This is a genomic window from Sphingomonas kaistensis, from assembly GCF_036884275.1.
In the GTDB taxonomy this organism is placed as follows: Bacteria; Pseudomonadota; Alphaproteobacteria; order Sphingomonadales; family Sphingomonadaceae; genus Sphingomicrobium; species Sphingomicrobium kaistense_A.
Genome location: NZ_CP145607.1, coordinates 2,295,647 through 2,319,789, shown reverse-complemented (window position 1 = coordinate 2,319,789; position 24,143 = coordinate 2,295,647). Strand labels below are relative to the sequence as shown.

The 24,143-nt window shown below is 65.7% G+C and carries 22 protein-coding genes; 11 read left to right on the top strand and 11 right to left on the bottom strand.

Annotated features, from left to right (window positions below; translation table 11 throughout):
* The first annotated feature begins 53 nt into the window (after positions 1–53).
* Positions 54–590 carry a peptide deformylase gene (gene def, locus V6R86_RS11335; protein ID WP_338504617.1) on the top strand — a complete coding sequence of 179 codons (537 nt, stop codon included), beginning with the start codon at positions 54–56 and terminating at the stop codon, positions 588–590.
* Here the strand turns inward: def and purF are convergent, their stop codons facing one another.
* Positions 591–2,042 (bottom strand): amidophosphoribosyltransferase, encoded by a 1,452-nt coding sequence (gene purF, locus V6R86_RS11330; RefSeq protein ID WP_338505482.1) that lies wholly within the window; start codon positions 2,040–2,042, stop codon positions 591–593.
* A 114-nt stretch (positions 2,043–2,156) separates the two neighbouring features.
* Between purF and V6R86_RS11325 the strand changes: the two genes are divergently transcribed.
* On the top strand, positions 2,157–2,570 hold the full coding sequence (locus tag V6R86_RS11325; protein ID WP_338504615.1) for a hypothetical protein: 414 nt from the start codon (positions 2,157–2,159) through the stop codon (positions 2,568–2,570).
* Between the two features lie 70 nt (positions 2,571–2,640).
* Positions 2,641–4,437, top strand: coding sequence for an acyl-CoA dehydrogenase C-terminal domain-containing protein (locus V6R86_RS11320; protein WP_338504614.1), 1,797 nt, complete (start codon positions 2,641–2,643; stop codon positions 4,435–4,437).
* Here V6R86_RS11320 and thpR read toward each other — a convergent pair.
* The 5 genes from thpR to V6R86_RS11295 are packed head-to-tail and all read right to left on the bottom strand — an operon-like array spanning position 4,434 to position 7,279.
* A complete protein-coding gene (gene thpR / locus V6R86_RS11315) occupies positions 4,434–4,964 on the bottom strand; it encodes an RNA 2',3'-cyclic phosphodiesterase (protein WP_338504612.1) in 531 nt (176 codons plus the stop codon). The genes V6R86_RS11320 and thpR overlap by 4 nt on opposite strands.
* A 7-nt stretch (positions 4,965–4,971) precedes the next feature.
* Complete coding sequence (locus tag V6R86_RS11310; RefSeq protein ID WP_338504610.1) at positions 4,972–5,346, bottom strand: potassium channel family protein; 375 nt, start codon at positions 5,344–5,346, stop codon at positions 4,972–4,974.
* A gap of 4 nt (positions 5,347–5,350) precedes the next feature.
* Positions 5,351–6,493, bottom strand: a complete 1,143-nt coding sequence (locus tag V6R86_RS11305; protein WP_338504609.1) for a glutathionylspermidine synthase family protein — start codon at positions 6,491–6,493, stop codon at positions 5,351–5,353.
* The gene (locus V6R86_RS11300) at positions 6,493–6,867 is read right to left on the bottom strand and encodes a hypothetical protein (protein ID WP_338504607.1); all 375 of its coding nucleotides are present in this window, start codon (positions 6,865–6,867) and stop codon (positions 6,493–6,495) included. Before V6R86_RS11300 ends, V6R86_RS11305 begins: the two co-directional genes overlap by 1 nt.
* 4 nt (positions 6,868–6,871) lie before the next feature.
* Positions 6,872–7,279: a DUF350 domain-containing protein gene (locus V6R86_RS11295; protein ID WP_338504605.1), complete on the bottom strand. Its 408-nt coding sequence runs from the start codon at positions 7,277–7,279 to the stop codon at positions 6,872–6,874.
* A 188-nt stretch (positions 7,280–7,467) separates the two neighbouring features.
* Between V6R86_RS11295 and V6R86_RS11290 the strand changes: the two genes are divergently transcribed.
* The 3 genes from V6R86_RS11290 (at position 7,468) to V6R86_RS11280 (ending at position 10,287) form a co-directional block, all read left to right on the top strand.
* Positions 7,468–8,199: a Bax inhibitor-1/YccA family protein gene (locus V6R86_RS11290; protein ID WP_338504603.1), complete on the top strand. Its 732-nt coding sequence runs from the start codon at positions 7,468–7,470 to the stop codon at positions 8,197–8,199.
* A 128-nt stretch (positions 8,200–8,327) separates the two neighbouring features.
* A complete protein-coding gene (locus V6R86_RS11285) occupies positions 8,328–9,386 on the top strand; it encodes a serine hydrolase domain-containing protein (protein WP_338504602.1) in 1,059 nt (352 codons plus the stop codon).
* Between the two features lie 94 nt (positions 9,387–9,480).
* On the top strand, positions 9,481–10,287 hold the full coding sequence (locus tag V6R86_RS11280; protein WP_338504600.1) for a hypothetical protein: 807 nt from the start codon (positions 9,481–9,483) through the stop codon (positions 10,285–10,287).
* Here the strand turns inward: V6R86_RS11280 and V6R86_RS11275 are convergent.
* Together V6R86_RS11275 and V6R86_RS11270 are read right to left on the bottom strand one after the other, a co-directional pair.
* Entirely contained in the window at positions 10,284–11,141 is an 858-nt protein-coding gene (locus V6R86_RS11275; RefSeq protein ID WP_338504599.1) for a dienelactone hydrolase family protein, read from the bottom strand. The genes V6R86_RS11280 and V6R86_RS11275 overlap by 4 nt on opposite strands.
* 217 nt (positions 11,142–11,358) lie before the next feature.
* Positions 11,359–13,059, bottom strand: a complete 1,701-nt coding sequence (locus tag V6R86_RS11270) for a M28 family metallopeptidase (protein WP_338504598.1) — start codon at positions 13,057–13,059, stop codon at positions 11,359–11,361.
* Between the two features lie 216 nt (positions 13,060–13,275).
* On the opposite strand from V6R86_RS11270, the gene V6R86_RS11265 reads away from it, so the two are divergent.
* Positions 13,276–15,186 carry a potassium transporter Kup gene (locus V6R86_RS11265; RefSeq protein WP_338504597.1) on the top strand — a complete coding sequence of 637 codons (1,911 nt, stop codon included), beginning with the start codon at positions 13,276–13,278 and terminating at the stop codon, positions 15,184–15,186.
* Positions 15,187–15,223: 37 nt separating this feature from the next.
* Here the strand turns inward: V6R86_RS11265 and V6R86_RS11260 are convergent, their stop codons facing one another.
* Positions 15,224–17,266, bottom strand: a complete 2,043-nt coding sequence (locus tag V6R86_RS11260; RefSeq protein WP_338504596.1) for a S9 family peptidase — start codon at positions 17,264–17,266, stop codon at positions 15,224–15,226.
* A 126-nt stretch (positions 17,267–17,392) separates the two neighbouring features.
* Here V6R86_RS11260 and V6R86_RS11255 point away from each other — a divergent pair, with 126 nt between their 5' ends.
* Positions 17,393–17,866: a hypothetical protein gene (locus V6R86_RS11255; protein ID WP_338504594.1), complete on the top strand. Its 474-nt coding sequence runs from the start codon at positions 17,393–17,395 to the stop codon at positions 17,864–17,866.
* A 90-nt stretch (positions 17,867–17,956) separates the two neighbouring features.
* Here V6R86_RS11255 and clpA read toward each other — a convergent pair whose 3' ends face one another.
* Together clpA and V6R86_RS11245 are read right to left on the bottom strand one after the other, a co-directional pair.
* Positions 17,957–20,365 (bottom strand): ATP-dependent Clp protease ATP-binding subunit ClpA, encoded by a 2,409-nt coding sequence (clpA, locus tag V6R86_RS11250; protein WP_338504592.1) that lies wholly within the window; start codon positions 20,363–20,365, stop codon positions 17,957–17,959.
* A gap of 110 nt (positions 20,366–20,475) precedes the next feature.
* The gene (locus V6R86_RS11245; protein WP_425335960.1) at positions 20,476–20,670 is read right to left on the bottom strand and encodes a DUF1192 domain-containing protein; all 195 of its coding nucleotides are present in this window, start codon (positions 20,668–20,670) and stop codon (positions 20,476–20,478) included.
* Positions 20,671–20,795: 125 nt separating this feature from the next.
* On the opposite strand from V6R86_RS11245, the gene V6R86_RS11240 reads away from it, so the two are divergent.
* From V6R86_RS11240 to V6R86_RS11230, 3 genes are all read left to right on the top strand, one after another.
* A complete protein-coding gene (locus V6R86_RS11240; RefSeq protein WP_338504589.1) occupies positions 20,796–21,797 on the top strand; it encodes an NAD(P)H-quinone oxidoreductase in 1,002 nt (333 codons plus the stop codon).
* Between the two features lie 70 nt (positions 21,798–21,867).
* The gene (locus V6R86_RS11235; RefSeq protein WP_338504587.1) at positions 21,868–23,271 is read left to right on the top strand and encodes a hypothetical protein; all 1,404 of its coding nucleotides are present in this window, start codon (positions 21,868–21,870) and stop codon (positions 23,269–23,271) included.
* Between the two features lie 135 nt (positions 23,272–23,406).
* On the top strand, positions 23,407–24,096 hold the full coding sequence (locus tag V6R86_RS11230) for a DUF1013 domain-containing protein (RefSeq protein ID WP_338504585.1): 690 nt from the start codon (positions 23,407–23,409) through the stop codon (positions 24,094–24,096).
* Positions 24,097–24,143 lie beyond the last annotated feature (47 nt).

The following is a 24,143-nucleotide window of genomic DNA, read 5'->3' as shown; positions in this document are numbered from 1 at the left end:
CAGAAGCGGAAGCCGGGGTGACGAGGGTAGGATTAGGCACTAAGTGGCCGCGCATGGCCATTCTTCCTATCGTCTGCATTCCCGATCCGATCCTGCGCGAGACCTCCACCCCGGTCGAAACCTTCGACGCGGAACTGAAGACGCTCATCGCCGACATGTTCGAGACGATGTACGACGCGCCGGGCATCGGCTTGGCCGCGGTGCAGGTTGGCGTGCCCAAGCGACTGCTGGTCATCGACCTTCAGGAAGAGGACGACGCCGAAGGCAAGCCGGTCAAGGACCCGCGCGTCTTCATCAATCCCGAGGTGTTGGAAGAGAGCGACAGCTTCGTGCCCTATAAGGAGGGCTGCCTGTCGATCCCCGATCAATATGCCGACGTGATGCGGCCCGACCGGATCAAGGCCAAGTGGCAGGATGCCGAGGGCGATTGGCACGAGGGCGAGATCGAGGGGCTGCTGGCGGTCTGCCTGCAGCACGAGATCGATCACCTCAACGGCGTGCTGTTCATCGACCACCTCAGCCGCCTTAAGCGCGAGATGCTGCTCAAGAAGCTGGCAAAGGGCCGTAAGGACGGCACCATCACGATGTGATCAGGCGATCGCAGCCAGCTTGAGGCCGCTCTCCTCCGCCTTCTTCTCGGTCAGATCGGTGAGCCGGGTTGGATAATCGCCGGTGAAGCAGGCATCGCAGCGTTGCGGCGCCGCGGGATCGCGCTGGTCGCCGAGGGCGCGGTAGAGGCCGTCGATGCTGATGAAGGCAAGGCTATCCGCGTTGATGTATTTGGCCATCGCCTCGACATCCATCTGCGCTGCGAGAAGCTTGGCCCGCTCCGGCGTGTCGACGCCGTAGAAGCAGCTGTGCCGCGTAGGAGGCGAGGCGATGCGCATGTGGACTTCGCGCGCGCCCGCGTCGCGCATCATCTGGACGATCTTGACGCTGGTGGTGCCGCGGACGATCGAATCGTCGATGAGGACAATGCGCTTGCCCTTGATCAGCGCGCTGTTGGCATTGTGCTTCAGCTTGACGCCGAGGTGGCGGACTTCCTGGCTCGGCTGGATGAAGGTCCGGCCGACATAGTGCGAGCGGATGATTCCGAGCTCGAACGGAATGCCGCTTTCCTGCGCATAGCCGATGGCGGCCGGCACCCCGCTGTCGGGGACGGGGACGACGATGTCGGCGTCGATCCCGCTTTCGCGCGCCAGTACCGCGCCGATGTTCTTGCGCGATTCGTATACCGAAATGCCCCCCGCGACGCTGTCGGGACGCGAGAAATAGACATGCTCGAAGATACACGGGCGCGGGGAGGCGGCGGCGAAGGGGCGGAAGCTGCGCAGGCCATCGGCGTTGACGACGATCATCTCGCCCGGCGCCACTTCGCGTTCGAAGCGCGCGCCGATGACGTCGAGTGCGACGGTTTCGCTGGCAAAGATCACCGTGTCGCCGATCCGGCCCATCACAAGTGGGCGGATGCCGAGCGGATCGCGGCAGGCGATCAGGCCCTGCTCGGTCAGCATGAGCAGCGAATAAGCGCCTTCGACCTGATGCAACGCATCGACGATGCGGTCGAGCATCTTGCTCTGGCCCGAGGTGGCGACAAGGTGGATGATGACTTCGGTGTCGGAGGTCGACTGGAAGATCGAGCCGCGGCGGTTCAGGGTGCGGCGCAGTTTCATCGCATTGGAGATGTTGCCGTTGTGGGCGACTGCGAAGCCGCCGTCGGCCAGTTCGGCGAACAACGGCTGAACGTTGCGCATCGCGCTGGAGCCGGTGGTCGAATAGCGCACGTGTCCGATCGCGGTGCGGCCGGGGAGGGCGCGGATCACTTCGTCTTTGTCGAAGTTGCCGGCGACATGACCCGACGCACGGTGCGAATGGAAACCGGCCCCGTCGCAGCTGGTGATTCCCGCCGCTTCCTGCCCGCGATGCTGAAGCGCGTGGAGACCGAGCGCGACGAAGCTTGCCGCATGATCGGCGTTCCACACGCCGAACACGCCGCATTCCTCGCGAAGCTTGTCGTCGTCGAAGGGATTGGTCGTCAGCATGATGCTCGCCCGAATGTCCATGAGGAGCCGCGCATATAGGGGCGAGTCGGAGGTTTGTCGCGGTCCAAACGTGTCGGGCTTGAAGGGGCGGGCGGAGCAGGGCAGGGATTGGTCATGCGCGCCCTGCTTCTCTCGCTTCTTCTCCTCTCAGCATGCAAGCAACAGGAGCAGCAACCCAACGCCGTTGATGCGCCGGTCGCCGCGATGACCGGTGTCTATGCTGGCACCGGCCGTGACCGGCTTTGCTACAATGCCGATTCTAAGCGGATGGGAATGATCACCTTCGGCGCGGCAGAAACGAATTGCGCCATCAGGGGGAGCTTCGACGGCAGCAGCGTAAAGCCCGACGGCGACACCAAGTGCCAGGTGCCCGTCGCCATCGAAGGCAATCGCATCACGTTGATCAACCAAGGCGGCGCGGAGTGCGCTTATTATTGCGGACCGAACGCTTCCTATGCGGGCAAGACCTTCGACCGGATGGATAATCAACCGCCGGCGACCGATATTGCTGGCGACCCCCTTTGCTGACAATTATGTTGATAGCGAGCCTTTGCCCACCTAGACCCTAGCCAACGCCTTTTCCCCGGAGAGCCAAGACATGCCCGTCTACAACGCCCCCGTTCGTGACACCCGTTATGTCCTCGACCACATCGTCGAGATGCAGAATTACGGCAATCTGCCGGGCTTCGCCGATGCGACGCCCGACCTCATCGAAGCGATCCTCAACGAAGGCGCGCGCTTTACTCAGGAAGTGCTGGTACCCTTGAACCGCACCGGCGACGAGGAAGGCTGCACCCGCCACGAGGACGGGTCGGTGACCACGCCCAAGGGCTTCAAGGACGCTTACAAGCAGTTCTGCGAGCTTGGCTTCACCAGCCTGGCCGCGCCGCAGGAGTTCGGCGGGCAGGGACTGCCGCACGTGCTGGCGACCGCGCTCAGCGAATATGTGCTGTCGGCCAACCAGAGCTTCGAAATGTATCACGGCCTGACCGCGGGCGCGATCGCGTCGCTGCTGGTCAAGGGCAGCCCCGAGCAGCAGGAAAAGTATGTGCCCAAGATGGTGTCGGGCGAGTGGACCGGCACCATGAACCTGACCGAGCCGCATTGCGGCACCGACCTTGGCCTGCTCAAGACCAAGGCCGAGCCACAGGCCGACGGCAGCTACAAGATCTCGGGCACCAAGATCTTCATCTCGTCGGGCGAGCACGACATGAGCGAGAACATCATTCACCTGGTGCTCGCCAAGATCACCGGCGCGCCCGACAATGTGAAGGGCATCAGCCTGTTCGTGGTGCCCAAGTTCATGGTCGGCGACGATGGGTCGGTGGGCGAGCGCAACAGCCTCGCCTGCGGGTCGATCGAGCACAAGATGGGCATTCACGGCAATTCGACTTGCGTCATGAACTATGACGGGGCGACCGGCTGGCTGGTCGGCGAGCCGGAGAAGGGCCTCGCCGCCATGTTCATCATGATGAACGCGGCGCGCCTCGGGGTCGGGCTGCAGGGCCTGGCGCAGGGCGAGATCGCCTATCAGAACGCGGTCGCCTACGCGAAGGACCGCCGCCAGGGCCGGGCGATCAATCCGGCGCTGCGGGATCCCAATGCCAAGGCCGACAATCTGTTCGTCCACCCGGACGTCCGCCGCATGCTGCTGGAAGCAAAGGCGTTCAACGAAGCGGCGCGAGCGCTGATCCTGTGGGGCTCGCTCCAGGTCGATCTCAGCCGCAAGGGCGCGACCGAGGAAGAGCGACAGAAGGCCGACGACCTGATCGGCCTGCTGACCCCGGTCATCAAGGGCTATCTTACCGACAAGGGCTTCGAGGCCACGGTGAACATGCAGCAGGTGTTCGGCGGGCACGGCTATATCCGCGAATGGGGGATGGAGCAGTTCGTCCGCGACGCGCGCATCGCCCAGATCTACGAAGGCACCAACGGCGTGCAGGCGATGGATCTGGTCGGCCGCAAGCTCGCCCAGAATGGCGGCCGCGGGGTTCGCCTGCTGTTCGAGGTGATCGGCGCCGACATCGCCAATGCCCGCAAGAATGGCGACCCGGTCGGTATCGCCGATCCGCTGGAAAAGGCGCTGGGCCACCTTCAGGCCTCGACCATGTGGCTGGCGCAGAACGGGATGCAGGACCCGAACCACGCGGGCGCGGGCGCTGTGCCTTACATGCACCTGATGGGGCTGGTGACGCTCGGCTGGATGTGGCTCAAGATGGCCGACGTGTCGGCCCGGCTGGAGAATGAGGCGGGCGAGGATGCCGGCTTCCACCAGACCAAGCTTGCCACCGCGCGTTTCTACGCGCAGCGCGAGCTGCCCAAGGCGAGCGCGTATCGCGGGCAGATCGAGGCCGGCGGCGACACACTGATGGCGCTGGCCGAAGACGCTTTCTAAGCGGCGCCAAAGGTCGCCACGGGCTCGTGATGAGCGCCGTGGCGGCCGAGGTGGCTTTCGAACAGGGTGAAGCTGCGCACCGTCCATGGCGTGGACGACAGCGTGCCGTGGCGGGTCAGCCGGGGTTGGAGATCTGGCGCCGGCCCGCTCCACCGGGCGAGCGTCATGTGCGGCATGAAGGCGCGGGTTTCGGGCGGCAGACCGGCCGACGCTACGGCGCGGTCCACCCGTGGGGCGAGCGCGGCAATTGGGTCGCGCTGGGCGATGCCGGCCCACAACGTGCCCGAGCGGCGATGCTGAAATTGGCCGACACCGCTCAGTGACAGGTCGAACGGTTGGAAGCGGAGGGAGGCGAGGGCGATCGCCACGTCTTCCGCGGCGGCGCCATCCACTTCACCGATGAATCGCAGGGTGAGGTGCAGGGTATCGGCATCGACCCAGCGCAGACGCTCGGGTCCTTCCATCAAGTCGAGCAGTTGGTCGGTGACGAAATCGGGGATCGGAAGCGCGACGAACAGGCGGTGCATGGCGCTTCTAACGCTGTTCGAGCCGCTCTAGTCGCTCTTCGATTCGGGCAAGGCCGGCGATGATGCGCTCCTGCTCTTCGTGGGTGAACTGGTGCTGGTCGTGACTCATGCGCTCGATCAGTCGCACCACGATCAACGGCGCGATGACAAAGATACTGATGTGCATCAGCGCCACCGCGACCAGCTTGCCCCCCAGCGTTTTTGGGCTGATGTCGCCATAGCCGGTCGAGGTGGCGGTGGTTCCGGCCCAGTAGAGGCTATCGAGGAAGGGCTGCCCTTCCAGCATCGCGAAGGCCAGCGCGGCCGTCAGCAACAGCACGAAATAGATTACCGCGACTTCCTTCAGCGTGTCGGTCGCGGAGCGGAGGGTGTGAAGGGCCATCGTGTCAGCCTTCGATGATGTGCGGCACGAAGCGGGCGTCGTCGGCGGTGATGCGGCCGCCTTCGCGGATGCCGAGCCCGGCGGCTTCGCCGCCGACGGTCCAGACGCCGAGGACCGGATAGGCGCCGTCGAACTGCGGCACGTCGTAAAGCTGCTGATAGACCTGCCCAAAGTCGCCGTAGGGCCCGTCGGAGCGCGCGGTTTCCAGGCCATCCTCGACGATACGGACGTTGGCGCCTTCACGGGCGAGGATCGGCTTGACGACGTGGCGCGGACCGACGCTTGTCGCATCCCAGCCGGCGGGCAGGAGATTGGGGTGCTTCGGCTCAAGCTCATACAGCAGCGGCAGGATTGCTTTGTTCGACCACAGCATCTTCCAGATCGGCTCCAACCACAGCGTCGCATCCATCCGCCGCACGATCTCACGGCCATAGTCCTCGGCGACGATCCATTCCCACGGGTACAGCTTGAACAGCGCGGTGATGAGGAAGTCTTCCTCGTCCACCAGCCGCCCTTCGGCGTCGAGGCCGATCCGCTCGATCAGGATGCCGCGAGTCTCGAGCCCGGCCTGCTCGGCCAGATCGCGCATATAGGTGGCGGTGACGGTGTCTTCGTGAAGGTCGTCGGCATGGTGGGTGACCCACACCCTGCCGCCGAGGTCGCGCGCCATGAAGCGCCAGCGGTCGATCAGTTTTTCGTGCAGCGAGGTGAACTGGTCGTGGGCGGGAAAGACCTCTTCTTTCCACTGCCATTGCACCACACCGGCTTCGAGCATCGAGGTCGGGGTGTCACAATTATATTCGAACAATTTGGGCTCGCCGCTGCCGTTCCAGCCGAAGTCGAAGCGGCCGTAATCGAGGGCGGGGCGGTCGCGTTTCCATTCGGCCAGGACGGCGTCGATCGCCCAGTCGGGGATGCCGAAGCGGGTGAGTTTTTCCGGGCGTTTGGCGAGGTGGTCGCCGGCTTTCAGAAACAGCTCGTGACAGCGCTCGGCGGCGGCTTCCAGCGTTTCGATCTGTTTCAGCGTGAAGACGTAGGCGGCGCTTTCGTCCCAATAGGGCTTGCCGTCCTGCGTGTGCCAGACGAGGCCCTGGTCCTCGACGATCCGCTGCCAGCCTTCGCGCGGACGAAGCCTGCGCCGCTCCACTAGCCCCCGCGCCCGAAGCTGCGCGCGCTGCTGCCGAGACCGCCGCGCGAGATGGCGGTGGAGCGCGCCATGTTGGTCGCCGCCGGTGCGCGGACGAAGGATCCGCCGGGGGCCGTGCGGCTGACGTAGCCGGCGTATCGGGGATCACGGATGTTGTCGTAATAATAAGGAATCGGGGCGCCGCGCCCGAGATAGAAGAAGCTACCGCCGCGGCGTTGTTCGCAATAATCGTCGGAAATGCGCTGACCCCAGTCGTCGGCGCAAACCCGGGTGGTGCCTGCCGCGCGCACGTCGAGATTGTCGCGGTTCGAGCAACCGCCGAGCCCGGCCAGCGCCGCGGCCAGCGACACGGTCAGCGTGAGTTTCTTTTCCATCTGCTCAGGGAACCATGCAGGCGGCCTGAAGCACGCCGATGCCCAGCCCCATCCCGCCGACGAAGATCCCGCTCGCCGCGCAGCCGTCCTCGATCCGGGCCGAAATACCACGGAACAGCAGCCGGGCGATGATCACGAAGACGAGCAACTGCACGACCAAAGCCACCGCACCCCACAGCAGCATGTCGGGAATCGAAACGCTGTTTCCGATCACCACCGCGACCGGCAGTGCGAAGCCGAGGAACGTGCCGGTCAACTGAATCGCCGCAGCGCTGTTGCCGGCGCGGATTAGTGCCATCTCGCGATGCGGGGTCAACTGAATGTAAAGCGCAAGGAAAGCCGCAGCAAGTAGCAGCGCGGCCCCGAAATAGGCAAGGAAATGCGGCAAAACCGCCGTGAAATAGCCGAACAACTTCTTCCCCCTTCGAACTAACGGCGAGCCTAGCAGCCGGAGGGCGACACGCAAGCGTCACCGCGCCGATCGTCCGCCCTTCCGAAACCGCCACTTCGGCTACCGAAATTCCTTGAAACCTTCAGAGCCCTCTACGATATATGATCACGTGGACGAGCCCTTTGGCTCGCCGACGATGGAGCTTGAGAATGCAGAACTGGTCTGACCCTCGCACGACGACCGCCTATGATCCGGCGGTGTCGGTCGGCGTTCCGCGCGCCGCACGCGATGCGGGCCTGCGGTCCTACATGTTGAGCGTTTACAATTACATGGCGTCGGGTGTGCTGCTGACCGGCATCGTCGCCCTGTTGTTCGCCTCGAGCGGCCTGGCGCAGCAAGTGTTGTCGACCCCGCTGCGCTGGGTGATCATGCTCGCGCCCTTGGGCTTCGTGATGGCGATGAGCTTCGGCCTCAATCGCATGTCCACCGCGACCCTGCAGATGCTCTATTGGGCATTCACGGTGGTCATGGGCCTGTCGATGAGCTCGATCTTTCTCGTCTACACCGGCACCAGCATCGCCCAGACCTTCTTCGCCGTCTCTGCGGCGTTCGCTGGCCTGAGCCTGTTCGGCTACACCACCAAGAAGGATCTGTCCGGCATGGGCACCTTCCTGATCATGGGTGTGGTCGGCCTGATCGTGGCGATGTTGATCAACCTCTTCCTGCAATCGAGTGTGCTGCAGCTGGCGATCAGCGCCATCGGCGTGCTGATCTTCGCCGGACTGACCGCTTACGACACGCAGAAGATCAAGAGCATGTATGCCTATGTCGCGGGCAGCGACATGATGGGCAAGGTCGTGATCATGGGGGCGCTGAACCTTTATCTCGACTTCATCAACATGTTCACCTTCCTCCTCAGCTTCATGGGCAACCGCGAATAAGCGGAACGCCTGAAAGGCAGTGAACAAGGGGCTCGGCGGGAAACCGCCGGGCCCTTTTTCTTGTGCCGGTCGGCGCGCCCGTGCCATTGGCCCCGGGCGGCCGTCACGGCCGGTGGGGGAGTATCGGCGTGATCGACAGGCGGGCGTTCGTGGCGGGAGGCTTGTGCCTTGGCGTGCCGGTCACCGGATGGGCGAACGGTCAGGCGCGATCGCGCGCCGCCGCCCTCAGCGCCATCGCCTTGCCGTCCGGGTTCAACGGCGTTCTCGCCTACGGCCGCCGCGGACGGATCGAGGCGCTGCGCAACGTCGGCTTGGCGGATCTCGAAAGCAAACGCCCGATCACCGCCGACACAACCTTTCGTTGGGGATCGGTTAGCAAGTGGCTGACAAGCGTCGCGGCGCTCCGACTGGTCGAACAGGGTCGCCTTCGCCTCGACACGCCGATTGCCGAGCAGCTTCCGGAACTCCCCCGAGACACCAGATCCCGGGTCAAGCTGCGCCACCTGTTGTCGAATACCAGCGGCATCCCCGACTTGCTCAGCCGCCGCCTCGGGGCCGAGCCCGAGCTGCGCACCTCGACCGCCACGGCGACGCAAATTCTGGCTCGTTTCGGCGGCGGTGAGCTCGCGTTCACGCCGGGCGAGGGATGGGACTATGCCGCGCTCAACTGGGTGTTGGTCGCAGCCATATTGGAACGGGCCGGCGGCACCGACTTCTCGACTTTGCTCCGTGACCGCGTCTTCCGGCCGCTGGGCATGCGCGGTGCGCAACTCGTGCAGGCTGGCCAACCTGAACTGCCGACCCTCGCCGCCGCCTATGACGCGGGCAATCCGCCCCGCCGCAAGATGTCGCCGGTGCCGCCCTTTCTGGCAGCCAGCGGTAATGTCGCCGGAAGCGCGAGCGACGCGGTTCGCGCGGCACATGGCATTTTTCATGGATCGCTGCTCGGAGCGGAGGCCCGCCGCCAACTGACCCAGATTGTCTGGCCCGCCGAAGACTATGCCTTGGGCGGCCGCGTGCGCACGATCGGCGGCGAACGCTGGGCGTGGGAAGCTGGCAAGGTCGGTGGGTACCGGACCCTCATCGTGCACCGGCTGAAGCAAAGCGAAACGATCGCCCTGTTCGCGACCGGCGACCAAGAGCAATCCTTGCTATCCCAGTGGGCGGAACGCGTCATTCAGGGCTGACCGATTTACCCGTGATCTTGCGCCAGGTTAGCGCTTCGCCGTAAAAGCGAGTCGGTCCATCTGGGGGTGGGCCGAATGAGGCAGGGGAACGCATATGCCTTATCGTCACGCGCACTGGTATATTCTGGGCCTGTTCCCACTGATCGCGCTCGCCTATTGGCCCGGCTACCTGTCGACGCTCCCAACCGCGAGCTGGCAATTTCACCTTCACGGTTTGACCGCCTTCGCGTGGCTGATGCTACTGGCCGCGCAAAGCTGGACCATCCAGCACGGCGAGCGCGAGACGCACCGCCTGGCGGGGCTGGGCAGCCTGGTGCTGTTTCCCCTGTTCATGGCGGGCGGCGCCGCGCTGTTCTTCGGGATGGCGGCCAAGATGAATGCCGGCAGCGAGTTTCACGTTCTCTTCGCGCCGCAGCTTGCCTGGCTCGATACCGCCAGCGTGGCGATGATGGTGGCGTTCTACCACCAAGCGCTCCGCCATCGCCGCAAGGTCAAACTTCATTCGGCCTATATGCTGGCGACGGTGATCCCGTTGCTGCCGCCGATCCTCGGCCGGCTGAGCGGCATCCCGCTGGGCGTGCGGGGGCCGGGGACGCTGCACCTCCTTTATCCAGGCTTCATCGCCGCCCAATTGGTCGCTGCGGCCGTGGCCTTGCTGATCGCGCGCGGACGCGGCGCCGATGGGCGGCCGTGGCTCTGGGCGGCCTTGGTCAGCACGCTGGGCGCGCTGGCCTTCGCCACGATCGGCAGTCTGCCGGCCTGGCGGAACCTCTATGCGTTGCTGGCCAATGTGCCGCAGGCGCCGATCATCGTGGCTGCCGGCGCCTTCGGCGCACTGGTCGCGTGGTCTGGCTGGAACGCCGGCAAGCGCCCCAGCCAGAGCGGCGCGCTGCCCGCCTAGCCGAGGTTCTTCTTGAAGAAACGCAGGGTCCGCTGCCAGCTCAGTTCGGCGGCGGCCTTGTCGTAGCGTTCGGCCGAGGTGTCGTTGTGGAAGGCGTGATTGACGCCGTCGTAGAGCTGGAAGGTCACCGGCTTGTTCGCAGCCCGCAGCGCCTCGACCCACGGGAAACCGGTCTGATTGACGCGGGTGTCGAGCCCGGCCAGTTGGATCAGCAGCGGGGCCTGGACCTTGGCGGCCTGACTGGGGTCGGGTGCGGTGCCGTAATAGACCACGCCTGCGTCGAGATCGGCCCCGGCATCGACCGCCAGCCGGTTCACATAAGCTCCGCCCCAGCAGAAGCCGACCGCGCCGACCTTGCCGCCGCGGCTCGACTTGGCGAGTTCGCGGGCCATCGCGACACCCGCCGCGCTGGCCTGGGCGAGGTCGAGCTTGCCGATCATCTCTCGCGCCTGATCCTCGTTGGCGGGCGTGCCGCCGAGCGGGGTGAGGAAGTCGGGCGCGACCGCGCGATAGCCGGCAAGCGCGGCACGGCGGGCGACGTCCTTGATATGGGCGTTGAGGCCGCGATTCTCGTGGATCACGATCACCGTCGGCTTGAGGCTGCGGCTGCGCGGCTCGGCGACATAAGCCTTGGTGCCGGCGATGGTTTGATCGCGGATGGTCAGGCGCTTGTCGTTCTCGGGCACGATCGCGGCGGCGGCGGGGGAGGCGGCGATGCTTCCGATCAGCGCTTCGGCAGCGGCGGCGCTGCCTGCCAGCACGACCATCCGCGACATGAATTCGCGCCGCGGCATGCCCTCGTGGGTGTAGCGGTCGTATAGCGCGATTGCGCGGGCCTTGAGGTCGTCGGTCATGCTTTTCTCTCCATTTCGTCCTACGGGCGCGGCCCGGGATCCCGCTTCTCACTCAGAAGAGAACGCAGAAGCGGGACCCCGGATCAAGTCCGGGATGACGAAAGGCGGGGTCAGCCCGCGGCCTTCATCGCTTCGGCCGCGTCGGCGTCCTTCTGCTTGGCGCGGCAATACGCTTCACGTGCCCCTCTCGCCCTGCGGCAGGAGGGGCGTGGATCGATCAGCCGCGTTCGCCTGCTTGGCGGGCGGCAGGGGCGGGAACCGCTCCATCGCGCTCCGACGCGGAGGCATCACGCGCGCCGCGGAATTCGCTGTCTTCGCTCCAGTTTGGCCAAGCGGTCGAATTGGCCAGCGCACGGCCGACGTTGTGGAGGATCTGCGCGTCCTGGACGAGGCCGGTGAAGTCCCAGTTGGGATCGAATTCGTCGGCCGGCTGGTGATAGCGCTTGGCGGTGTAGTCGTCGGCCAGCGCCTTGGCCCGCGCCTTGCCGCCGTTGACCAGATCGCGCCCGCCGTTCCAGCTGATCGCCGGCACCCCGCGCTTGGCGAAGGGGAAGTGGTCCGAACGGAAGAAGGAGCCGGCTTCGGGCCGCTCGTCGGGCGAATAAGTGCGGTTCTGCTTGGCGGCTTCGGCGGTCAGGAGGTCGAGCAGGCCGAGCTTGGCCGAGCCCGAGATCGAGAAGTCGCGCGCCGGACCGTACAGCGCGCCGCCATCGGTGTTGAGCACGCCGGCGGTCTTGCCGAGGGCATAAAGGGGGTTCGACACGTAATATTCGGTGCCGAGCAGGCCCTTCTCCTCGGCGGTCACGAACAGGAAGACGAGGCTGCGCTGCGTGCGCGGTTCCTTGGCGAACCAGCGGGCCTGTTCGAGCACGTGGGCGGTGCCGGTCGCATTGTCGGCCGCACCATTATAGATCCGGTCGCCGCGCGCGTCGGGCTGGCCGACGCCGAGGTGATCCCAGTGCGCGGAATAGATCACCGTCTCGTCAGGACGCGTGGTGCCGGGCAGCAGGCCGACGACATTATAGCTGGTGATGGTCTCGGCCGCGGCATTGCCGGTGGCGCTGAGGCGGACGGGCAGTTCGACCGGCTTGAAGTCGCGGCGGCGAGCGGCGGCCTTGGCCTGCGCCAGGGTCATGCCCGACGCGGCGAAGATCTTTTCCGCCGTCGCAGCGGTGATCCAGCTTTCCATCGCGGGATGCGCGCCGCCCGGGTTCTGGCGGACGACGTCGAACATGGTGTTGGTGTTGGAGTTCTTGACGGTGGCCCAGCCGTAGGAAGCAGGCGCATCCTCGTGGACGATCAGCACGCCCGCGGCACCGAGCTTGGCGGCCTGCTCGTACTTGTAGGTCCAGCGGCCGTAATAGGTCATCGCCTTGCCGCCGAAGTCGGGGCCGCCGTCGGCCAGCGGGCCGTCGAAGTCGGGGTCGTTGATGAACACGACGAGGATCTTGCCCCGCACGTCCATGCCCTTGAAATCGTCCCACTGCCGCTCGGGCGCCTGGACGCCGTAGCCGGCGAACACCAGCGGAGCGTTCTGGAGCTGTAGCTGGCTCGCGCCGTTGAGCGGGGCACGGACGGCGATGTCGGTGCCTTGCGCAAGCCGCCCGGCAGCGGCGCCGCCTTGCAGCGTAACGACCGGATCGGCGCTCCAGTTCGACTGCAGCAGCGGGACGCGCTGGGTGTATTGGCGCTGGCCGTTCACCACGTCGCCGCCCGGCTGCACGCCCGCGGCCTTCAATTGCTGGGTGAGGTAGGCGACGGTCTTGGTCTCGCCCGCGGTGGCCGGGCCGCGCCCTTCATAAGCGTCGGAGCTGAGCGTCCTGATGTCCTGCGACAGGCGCGGAACCGAAAAGCTCTGCGCGGCAAGCGGCGCGGCGGCGAGGAAGGTGGCGGCGAGCAGGAAAGCGGAACGGATCACAAGCGAACTCCGGATCGGGAATCGGGGGTGCGGGCTTCATGCGCCGCTCGGCGGAGCGAGGAAAGAGGGAGCGGCAATCTCGCAATCGCAGCAAATTCGTATTCGCACTTGCAACATTTCGTGAAAAAGCGCGTATATGGCTCCGACTCGAGGCCGCCGCCTGAATGACGACGACCCCTGTTCTAGGGTTCAACAGGCGCAGGAACGTCTTCGCTCATGACTGAAAGCACTGCCGCCGGCTCGACCGGCCCAACCGTCGACGCCCACGCGCCGCGCGGCTCCACCCCCTTGCTGACGCTGGGCGCGATCGGCGTGGTGTTCGGCGATATCGGTACGTCGCCGCTCTATGCGCTCAAGGAAAGCTTCATCGGGCACCATCCGATGCCGGTGTCGGAAGAACGCGTGCTCGGTGTCCTCAGCATCGTCTTCTGGACGTTCATGCTGGTGGTGACGCTGAAGTACGTCTTCATCATGATGCGCGCCGACAACAAGGGCGAGGGCGGTAGCCTGGCGCTATTGGCGCTGCTGTCGCGCCATGGCGAGAAGAAGCGCTGGACCGCTGGCCTGACCATCCTCGGCGTGTTCGCGACGGCCTTGTTCTTCGGCGATGCGATGATCACGCCGGCGATCTCCGTTCTGTCGGCGGTCGAGGGCGTTCAGACCATCAACGCCGATTTCCTGCCGTTCGCCATGCCGACCGCCCTGGCGATCATCGTTCTGCTGTTCGCCGTCCAGCGGCACGGGACGACCAAAGTCGGCGCCGTCTTCGGCCCGATCATGTTGCTTTACTTCGCTGTGCTGACGGCCCTCGGCCTGCTGTCGGTGATTGAGCGGCCGGACGTGCTGCGCGCGCTGTCGCCGCTATGGGGCCTCCGCTTCATCGTCGACGATCCGTGGTTCGCCTTTCTCGCCTTGGGCTCGATCGTGCTCGCGGTGACCGGGGCGGAAGCGCTTTATGCCGACCTTGGCCATTATGGTGCCAAGCCGATCCGGCTGGCCTGGCTGCTGGTCGCCTTTCCGGCGCTGATGACCAATTACCTCGGCCAGGGCGCGCTGTTGCTGCGCAGCCCGGAAGCGGTCGAGAATCCGTTTTACCTGCTGGCCGGCGAGGAATGGCGGCTGCCGCTGATCCTTCTGGCGGTCGCGGCGACCGTGATCGCCAGCCAGGCGGTGATCACCGGCGCGTTCAGCGTGGTGCGGCAGGCGGTCCAGCTCGGTCTCGTGCCCCGTCTCACCATTCGCCACACCAGCACCACCGCCGAAGGCCAGATCTTCGTGCCGGCGATCAACTGGCTGCTGTGCCTGTCGGTGATCGCACTGGTCGTGGTGTTCAAGAACAGCTCCAACCTCGCCAGCGCCTACGGCATCGCGGTGACGGGCACGATGGCGATTACCACCCTGATGCTGGCGGTGCTGCTGACCCAGCATTGGCAATGGCCGCGGTGGGTGAGCTGGCCACTGATCGCGGTGCTGGGCGTGGTCGACCTGACATACTTTGCGTCGAACCTGACCAAGCTGTTCGACGGCGGCTGGTTCCCGGTGATCGTGGCGCTGATCGCCTTCACGCTGCTGACGACCTGGGCCAAGGGGCGCCAGCTGGTCCGCGCGCAGCAGGAGGAAGCCGCGATGCCGGTCGAAGTGTTCGTCAAATCGGTCGGCAAGGGCGTGCATCGCATCCGCGGCACCGCGGTCTACCTGACCAGTGCCGCCGCCGGCATTCCGCCCGCGCTGCTGCACAACCTCAAGCACAACCAGGTGCTCCACGAGACGGTGCTGCTGACCACGGTCAAGGTGATGGACGTACCCTTCGTCGACGAGGCGAACAGGGTCAGCGTCGAGGAACTGGGCGCGGGCCTGAAGCGCGTGATCGTGCGCTACGGTTTCTCCGAAGACCCTGATATTCCCGCGGCGCTCGACGGGGCGGCGGACCGGGTCGGGAGCTGCAAGGCCATGACCACCAGCTATTTCCTGTCGCGGCAGACCATCCTCTCGTCGGCGCGACCGGGCATGGCGCGGTGGCGCGAGCGGTTGTTTGGCTGGATGATGCGCAATTCGGCGACCGCGATGGACTTCTTCAAGCTGCCGCCCAACCGCGTCGTCGAACTCGGCAGCCAGGTCGCGATCTGAGGCGGCGGGGCCGGGGAGGACCGGCCCCACTCGCTGCTTATTTGGTCCGGTAGCGGTCGAACCAGGCGGTGATCGCCGACACGCGCGCCGCCGCTTGGCTCGGCCGGCCGTCGAGGCTGTGCGGGGCGCCCGGCACCTTGATCAGCAGCGAGGGTACGCCTTGGACCCGAAGCGCGCCATACCATTGCTCGGCCTCGGCGTTGGGGGTGCGCAGATCATCGCCGCCGACGATCACCAGAGTTGGCGTCTTGACCTTGCCCGCGAGACTGAGCGGCGAGCGCTGCCAGTATTTTTCGGGCTGTTCCCACGGTTCCGCGCCGAGCCAGTAGCGTCCGAAGAAGCCGATCCCGTCGGCGACCAGCGCTTGGCTGGTCCAGTTGATCACCGGCTTCTGCACCGCTGCCGCCTTGAACCGGTTGGTGTGGCCGGTCATCCAGGCGGTCAGCAGACCGCCGCCCGACCCGCCGGTAATGAAGAGGTTGTTGGGATCGGCCAGCCCCGCCGCCACCGCCGCATCGACGGAGGCCATGAGATCGGTTTCGTTGGGTGTCGGATAACTTTTCTCGATCCCGTCGGCGAAGGCTTCGCCATAGCCGGTCGACCCGCGCACGTTGGGGAACAGCACGGCATAACCGGCCGAGGCGAACAGCTGGTAGTCGGTCGAGAAATAGGGGCCGTAGCTGGTGTAGGGGCCGCCGTGGATCTCGAGAATGGTCGGGACCTTTTGCCCTTCCTGATAGCCTGCGGGAAGCAGGATCCAGCCGGGGATTGGCGTGCCGTCGGGCGCGGTGGCGTCGAGGGTGCGGACCTCGCCCAGCCGCTTGCCCGACAGCCACAGGTCGTTGAGCGCGGTCAGCCGCCGCGCGGTGCCGCCGCGAGCCATCGACACATCGGCCGGACGGCTGGCCGAGCCGCTGGTGAACGCCACCGTGCCGTCACGCGCTACGCTGAATTCGCCGCCGGTATAGGGACGACCCACCGCCGGTGCCGCGAGATCGAGGGGCAGGGGGGTGACCGCGCCTGCGGTGCTGATCCGGGCCATGCGGTAGTGGCCTTTCTCCTCATAGCCGACGAACAACTGATTGCCGGCCCATTCGACCTGATTGATCGAGCGGTCGAAACCGGCGGCGATCCGGCGCGAACCCGAGCCGTCGGCGTTCATCAGGTAGAGCTTTGTCTGGTTGTAGGCCTGCCCATCGTCGTCGGCGCCGAGATAGGCGATGGTGCGACCGTCGGGGGATACCACCGGTGAGCCGTCCGGGCCCTTGCGGCGGGTCAGTTCGCGAACGGCGCCGGTCGCCACGTCGACGGCCAGGATTTCGCTTTCCTGCGGCTCGGCTTCCCATTCGGGCGCGTGATTGCCGCTGACAAGTACGCTGTTGCCGCTCCACGCCAGCGGTCCGTTCAAGGGGAAACCCCCAGCGGTCAGCCGCCGCGGGGCGCCGCCATCGGCATCGACCACGAACAATTGGTCGAAGCCCGGCTTGACGTTGCCCGACCCGTCGTTGCGATATTGCAGGCGGTCGACGGCCTGCAGCGGCTCTGCCCAGGTCGCACCTTCGGGTTTGGGCGGGGCCTTGCCGATGCTCGGTCCCTCGCCGGGCACACGCATCAGATAGGCAAGGCGGCGGCCGTCGGGCGACCAGGCGATGTCCGAGGGGCCGTCGGGAAGGCCGGTGATCCGGGCGGTCTGCCCACCGTCCATCCACCGCACGTGAAGCTGCGCGCCCGGTCCTTCCGCCGTCGAAACATAAGCCAGGCGGCGGCCGTCGGGCGACCAGCGCGGGCTGCGGTGCGCGCCGCTGCCAGCGATCAGCGGCTCCTGCCGGCCGGTGGCGGTGTCGATCAGCCAGATGGTCGGACGATAGCGGTCGGTCATCACGTCCGCGCTCATCCGGACATAAGCGATGCGCTTGCCGTCGGGGCTGATCTGCGGATCGGACGCATAGGTGAGGTTGAACAGGTCGCCGCCGGTGAAGACGGGGGAGGGGGCGGGGGTGACCGCAGCGATCGGCTGCTGGGCAGCGGCCGCGCTCCCCAGCAGCGCAAGGGTCAGCGCGAAGGCAGTTCTGGTCGTCATGGTAGTCCCCCGATTAGTTGCGGTGGCACTCAATCATCTTTCGCGCGCGCGCGCCAGCGGATCGCGATTGACTTGATGATCGAGCTTGGCGTATTACATCACCAATACACTTACAGGGGAACCACCATGAACAAGATCGTCGCACTCACGCCGTTGCTCCTGCTGGCCGCCTGCAAGGCCGAGGTAAGGGAGCCGGCGGCGGGTGACGAGACGGTGCAGATGCGGGCCGACGCCGATGGCCGCGTCGCGTTCAACCTGCCCTTCGCTAAGGGCGAAATCAAGCTTCCGACGGGCATCATGTCGAATGCCAATTTCGATATCGACGGGGTGAAGATGATGCCCGGTGCCACGCTGACCGGCTTCAATCTCGATGCCGGCGACGGTAAGCCCGGCAAGGTCAATTTCACCTTCACCGCCCCGGCCTCGCCGGCGGAAGTGCAGACCTATTTCATCGACCAGTTCAAGGCGCAGGGAATCGAAGCGGCGCTGGCGGCCGATGCGCTTCAGGGGAAGACCAAGGACGGCGCCACCTTCGTGATGCGCTTCGCCCCGCAGGGCAGCGGCACCAGCGGGACGATCCTGCTCGACGAACGCAGCTAGGGCGCCCGCAAAGAGCGACTGGTGTTCTGCAAAGAAAAGAGGCCGGGGGCATGACGCTCCCGGCCTCTTTTCTTAGCGCTCCCCGCCGCCTTATTCGGCGGTGGGCGTTTCGGGCGTTTCGCCCGGCTCGGACTGGTCGCCAGTCTCCGGCTGGGACGGCTGGTCGACAGGACGGGCCGAGCGTGCCCTGACCGGCTTGGGCTTGCCCTTACCCTTGGCGGTCTTGGCCGGAGCCGCGGGCGTGATCTCGAACACCGGCGCATTGTCCTTCAAGCGGACCTTGACCTCGCCGCCGTGGACCAGCTTGCCGAACAGCAATTCCTCGGCCAGCGGCTGCTTGATCTTCTCCTGCACCAGACGGCCCATCGGACGCGCGCCGTAGAGCTTGTCATAGCCCTTGGCGGTGAGCCACTCGCGTGCCTCGTCGTCCAATTCGATGTGAACGCCGCGATCGGCCAGCTGAAGCTCGAGCTGCAGGATGAACTTGTCCACCACGCGGGCAACGACCGCGGGGGGCAGGTAGCCGAACGGCACCACCGCATCGAGGCGGTTACGGAATTCGGGCGTGAACATCTTGCGGATCGCGTCTTCCTGCACGTCCTCGCGGCTCATCGCCCCGAAGCCGATGCTCTCCCGCGCCATGTCCGACGCACCGGCATTGGTGGTCATGATCAGGATCGTGTTGCGGAAATCGACGGTCTTGCCGTGGTGATCGGTCAGCTTTCCGTTGTCCATCACCTGCAACAGGATGTTGAACAGGTCGGGGTGCGCCTTCTCGATCTCGTCGAGCAGGAGGACGCTGTGCGGCTGCTGGTCGACCGCGTCGGTCAACAGGCCGCCCTGGTCGTAGCCGACATAGCCCGGAGGCGCGCCGATCAGCCGGCTGACGGAGTGACGCTCCATATATTCCGACATGTCGAAGCGCTGCAGCGGGATCCCGAGGATCGAAGCGAGCTGACGCGCCACCTCGGTCTTGCCGACGCCGGTCGGACCCGAGAACAGGTAGTTGCCGATCGGCTTGTCAGGGTCGCGCAGGCCGGCGCGGCTGAGCTTGATGGCCGAAGCCAGGCGCTCGACCGCGAGGTCCTGCCCAAAGACGACGCGCTTCAGGTCCGCTTCGAGGTTCTGGAGCGTCTTCTTGTCGTCGGTGGACACGCTCTTCGGAGGGATTCGAGCCATGGTCGCGACGACCTGCTCGACCTCCTTGGGCGTGATCACCTTCTTGCGCTTGCCCGGCGGCACCAGCATCTGCATCGCGCCGACTTCGTCGATCACGTCGATCGCCTTGTCGGGCAGCTTGCGGTCGTGGATGTAGCGCGCCGACAGCTCCACCGCCGACTTGATCGCGTCGGGGGTATAGCGGACCTTGTGATGCTCCTCGAAGCTCGACCGCAGACCCGAGATGATCTTGATCGTGTCCTCGACCGTCGGTTCGTTAACGTCGATCTTCTGGAAGCGCCGGAGCAGCGCCCGGTCCTTTTCGAAGTGGTTGCGGAATTCCTTGTAGGTGGTCGACCCGATGCAGCGGATCGAGCCACCCGACAAAGCGGGCTTGAGGAGGTTGGACGCGTCCATCGCCCCGCCGCTGGTCGCGCCGGCGCCGATCACGGTGTGGATCTCGTCGATGAACAGGATCGCGTGCGGCAGCTTCTCGAGTTCGGTGACGACCGACTTCAAGCGCTCCTCGAAATCGCCGCGATAACGGGTGCCGGCCAGCAGCGCGCCCATGTCGAGCGAGTAGATCACCGCGGGCTTCAGCACCTCGGGCACATCACCTTCGATAATCTTACGTGCGAGGCCTTCGGCGATGGCGGTCTTGCCGACGCCCGGATCGCCCACATAGAGCGGATTGTTCTTGGACCGGCGGCAGAGGATCTGCACCGTCCGGTCGACCTCGGCCATGCGCCCGATCAGCGGATCGACCTTGCCGTTCTTGGCCTTTTCGTTGAGGTCGACGGTGAACTGCTTGAGCGCGCTTTCCTTCTTGTCGGCGCCGGGCTTGTCGGACTTGGTTTCGGGCTGCTCGGCGCCGGCAGCGGGCTGCTGGCCTTCCGCATTCTCGCCCTTGCCGACGCCGTGACTGATATAGGTCACCGCATCCAGGCGGCTCATGTCCTGCTGCTGCAGGAAATAGACCGCATAGCTTTCCCGCTCGGAGAACAAGGCGACCAGTACGTTGGCGCCGGTCACTTCGTCGCGGCCCGAGCTCTGGACGTGCAGGATCGCGCGCTGAACCACGCGCTGGAACCCGCTGGTCGGGGTCGGGTCGGTGCCGCTGTCGGCAACCAGCGCGCCGAGTTCGCCGTCGAGATACTGTTTGACGGTGGCCTTCAATTCATCGCGGTTCACACCGCAGGCGGTCATCACCTTGGACGCATGGCCGTCGTCGATCAGCGCCATCAAGAGATGCTCGAGCGTCGCATATTCATGGCGACGGCGGCTCGCTTCCCCAAGCGCATTGTGGAGGGTCTGTTCGAGCTCGCGGGCGAAACTGGGCATTAGGGGAACTCCTTGGCCGGGCGGAGACAATCTCCCGGCATTCTTAAGATCTTATCTTGTGAGGCGGCGCGGCCGCTGCAAGGGCGGCCAAAAACGTCAGGGGGTGCGGCCTATCGCTTGAACAGCGCATCGGCCGCGGATCGGTGCTTAGCGACCGCCTCGCTGTGCGCGCGCACCCGCGCGATTTCGGCTTCGAGCGCCGCGATCCGCTCGTCCAGCTCATGCTGGCTCAACGGATCGAGATCCTGGCGGGCAAGGCTCGCCAGCGGATCCTCGGGGCGTGACGAGAAGAGATCATCGTCCATGAGCATCAAGGTCGGGGCGGGGGTCCTACAAGTCAACACGCATCTGGAGGCAATCCACAAGATTTCGCTTTGCCGCGTCCGTTCAGCGACTATGGCTAAGCGAAACTTCTGCAGCGTGGGACATCATGGACATTCCTGACGTCATGACGGCGATCGAGATCAGCACGCCCGGCGGGCCAGAAGTGCTGGTTCCGGTCACGCGCCCAGTGCCCCGGCCTGCCGCAGGCGAGTTGCTGGTCCGGGTCGCGGCGGCGGGGGTCAATCGCCCTGATGTCCTGCAGCGCCGCGGCTTCTATCCGCCGCCACAGGGCGCCAGCGACATTCCGGGACTCGAAATCGCCGGCGAAGTGGTCGCGGCGGGCGAAGGGGCGACCCATCATATCGGCAGCAGGGTTACCGCGCTGATCGCTGGGGGCGGTTACGCCGAATATGCTGTGGCGCCGGCCGCCTTGGCACTACCGGTGCCGGACGGCCTGTCGATGGCCGAAGCGGCGGCGCTGCCCGAAACCCTGTTCACCGTGTGGGTCAATCTGTTCGAACGCGGCTTCGCTGCCGAAGGGGATTGGGTGCTAGTCCATGGCGGGACCAGCGGCATCGGCACCACCGCCATCACGCTTTGCCGCCTGCTGGGCGTCAAGGCGATCGTGACCTGCGGCAGCGACGACAAATGCGCGGCGGCGCTGCGTCTCGGCGCGGCGGCGGCGATCAACTACAAGACGCAGGATTTCGTCGCGGAGGTGAAGCGGCTGACCGGCGGCGGTGGCGTCAATGTCGTCCTCGACATGGTCGGCGGCGATTACCTGCCGCGCAACCTGTCCTGCCTCGCCGACGACGGCCGTCACGTCTCGATCGCCACCCAGCGCGGGGTCTCGGCCGAGCTCAACATCCTCGACGTCATGCGCCGCCGGCTGACCCTCACCGGCTCGACGCTGCGCCCGCGTGCCGTCGCCTTCAAGGCGCTGGTCGCCGAGGAACTCCGCCGCGAAGTTTGGCCTTTCGTCGAAAGCGGACAGATGCGGCCGGCAATGGACCGCACCTTCCCGCTGGCGCAGGCTGCCGCCGCGCATGCCCAGATGGAAGCGGGCGACCATGTGGGCAAGATCGTGCTCGTCGTCGATCAACCCTGAGGCGCGTGTCTCGGCGGTCGCCACGACTTGGTGAACAGATTGGTAAGAGTGTTCCGTTAGGACGGTGGACATGAGCTTCATGTCCCCGATCACGTCCGCCGCCCCGGCCAAACGCGATCTTCGCCCAGTCCATTATCTGCTCGTCCTCGCGGTCTTTGCGCTGCTCGCAGCTCTGCGCCTGCCGCTGACGTGGGTCGAAGGCCGCTTCCAGGACGAGGAAGCCACCGTGTTCCTAGCCTTTGCCTGGCATTTTCCGGGGGAAGCGCTGTTTCGCTCGTTCGGCGGCTATCTCAACCTTGCCGCCAACGGGACGACGCTGGTCCTGGCCGAGCTGATCAAGGGCGGCGTCCTTTCGCTCGAAAAAGCGCCCTATTTTACCATGCTCGCCGGGCTGGCGGGTCAACTCGTGCCGGCCGTCCTCATTCTCAAGAGCCGGTCGCCGTGGCTTGCCGACTACCGCCATCGGGCCGTGGCGCTCCTGATCCTCCTCGTGATGCCGACCACCGAGGAAGTCTTTCTCAACGTCATGCACATCCAGTTCCACCTGGCGCTGGCGGTGGGGTTGATCGCGACGCTTCACGCCGGGGACGGGCGGAGGCGAGCGTGGTTCGAAGGGACGATCCTGTTCCTGGCCCCGCTGTGCGGTCCGGCGGCGATCGTGTTTTTACCCCTGTTCGCGCTTCGGGCGCTCGTCGATCGCGATGCCCGTCGCTGGCGGCAGTTCGCCATTCTTGGCGCGGGCGCGGCCATCCAGCTGCTGTTCTTCTATCATTCGACACCGCTTCGCGGCGCCCCGTTCGATCCGGTCAATCTTGCCGCAGCCCTGTTCATTCGCCTGCCCGTGCTGGCGCTGAGCGGGCTGAACGGTGCCGATCATGTCGGGCTGGCAGCGGCGACCGGATTGGTGAACGGCGGCCCCTGGCTCCATCTCATCGCGGCCCTGTCGGCAGTCGTCTTCAGCGTTCTCTTCGCCGCGACGCTCAAGGTCCGCGACGATGCCTTCTGGCTGTTCGCCGGCGCTTTGGGCGTCGGTGCGGTCAGTCTCGGGTTCGGCATCCTCACCGGAACGCCTTATTCCGTCTTCTTCTCGATCGCGGGGCCGCGTTACAATTACATCCCGCTGGTGATGCTGGGGCTGTGCTTTCTGTGCCTCGCGACCAGGACCAACCCGGTCGAACGCCGCGCTCCGCGCATGTTGGTCGTACTGATGCTGTTCGTTGGTGCCGTATCATGGTTTCGGCCCATCCCCACCTATGCCGAGGGCCCGAGCTGGAAAGCCGAAGTCGCTGCCTGGCGCGCCGATCCCACCTATCAGCCGCGCACCTGGCCGTTCTATCGCGCCGATTTTTCCGATCGCCATATTCGCTGCGACACCGCCTTGGCGCCGGACCAACAATATCCGCGTTATTGCGAACAAGGCTGGCTCCGCTCTTTCGACAGCTGGAAGCACAAGAAAACCACGCCCTCTAATTGATTGGCGACCTTGCCCGCAGGGGCGGATCGGTCTATCAACGCTGCAACGCGGCCGCTCCTTCAACGGGGCGGCCCTTTTTGTGTCCGGAGACGAACAATGGCCCAAGCCCCGCAGGCAACTCAGGCAACCCCGCTCATGCCGCACGCGACCGCCGCCTGGCTGGTCGACAATTCGAGCCTGACATTTGAGCAGATCGCGTCGTTCTGCGGCCTTCACATCCTCGAAGTGCAGGCGATCGCCGACGATACCGCGGCGACCAAGCTGACCGGGCGCGATCCGCTTCGCTCGGGCGAGCTCACCCACGAGGAGATCGAGCGCGGTCAGGCCGACCCGAACTACAGCCTCAAGATGTTCAAGGCGCCCGAGCAGGTCACCCGCACCAAGGGCCCGCGCTACACCCCGGTGTCGAAGCGCCAGGACAAGCCCGACGGAATCGCCTGGATCATCAAGAACCATCCGGAAGTGTCGGACGGCGCGATCGGAAAGCTGATCGGCACCACCCGCACCACCATCGCCGCAATTCGCGACCGCAGCCACTGGAACATCGCCAACATCCAGCCCAAGGATCCGGTCACCCTGGGCCTGACCTCGCAGCGCGAACTCGATGCGGCGGTTGCCAAGGCGCAGAAGGCTGCCGGCATCGAGCAGGTCGACGACGGCCGCCTCGATACGGATCGCGCCAGCCTGATCGAGCAGCTCCGTGCCGAGCGCGAGCAGCATGTTCGCGACGCAGAGGCCGCCGCGATCGACGCCCAGCGTGACGAGCATGGCCTTGCCCCGGGCGAGATCGTGCCCGGCATCGCCGACCCGTTCCGCAAGGCCTGATCGGTGGCAAGGGGGCCTTGCGCCCCTCGCCATGACGGCTAATCGGT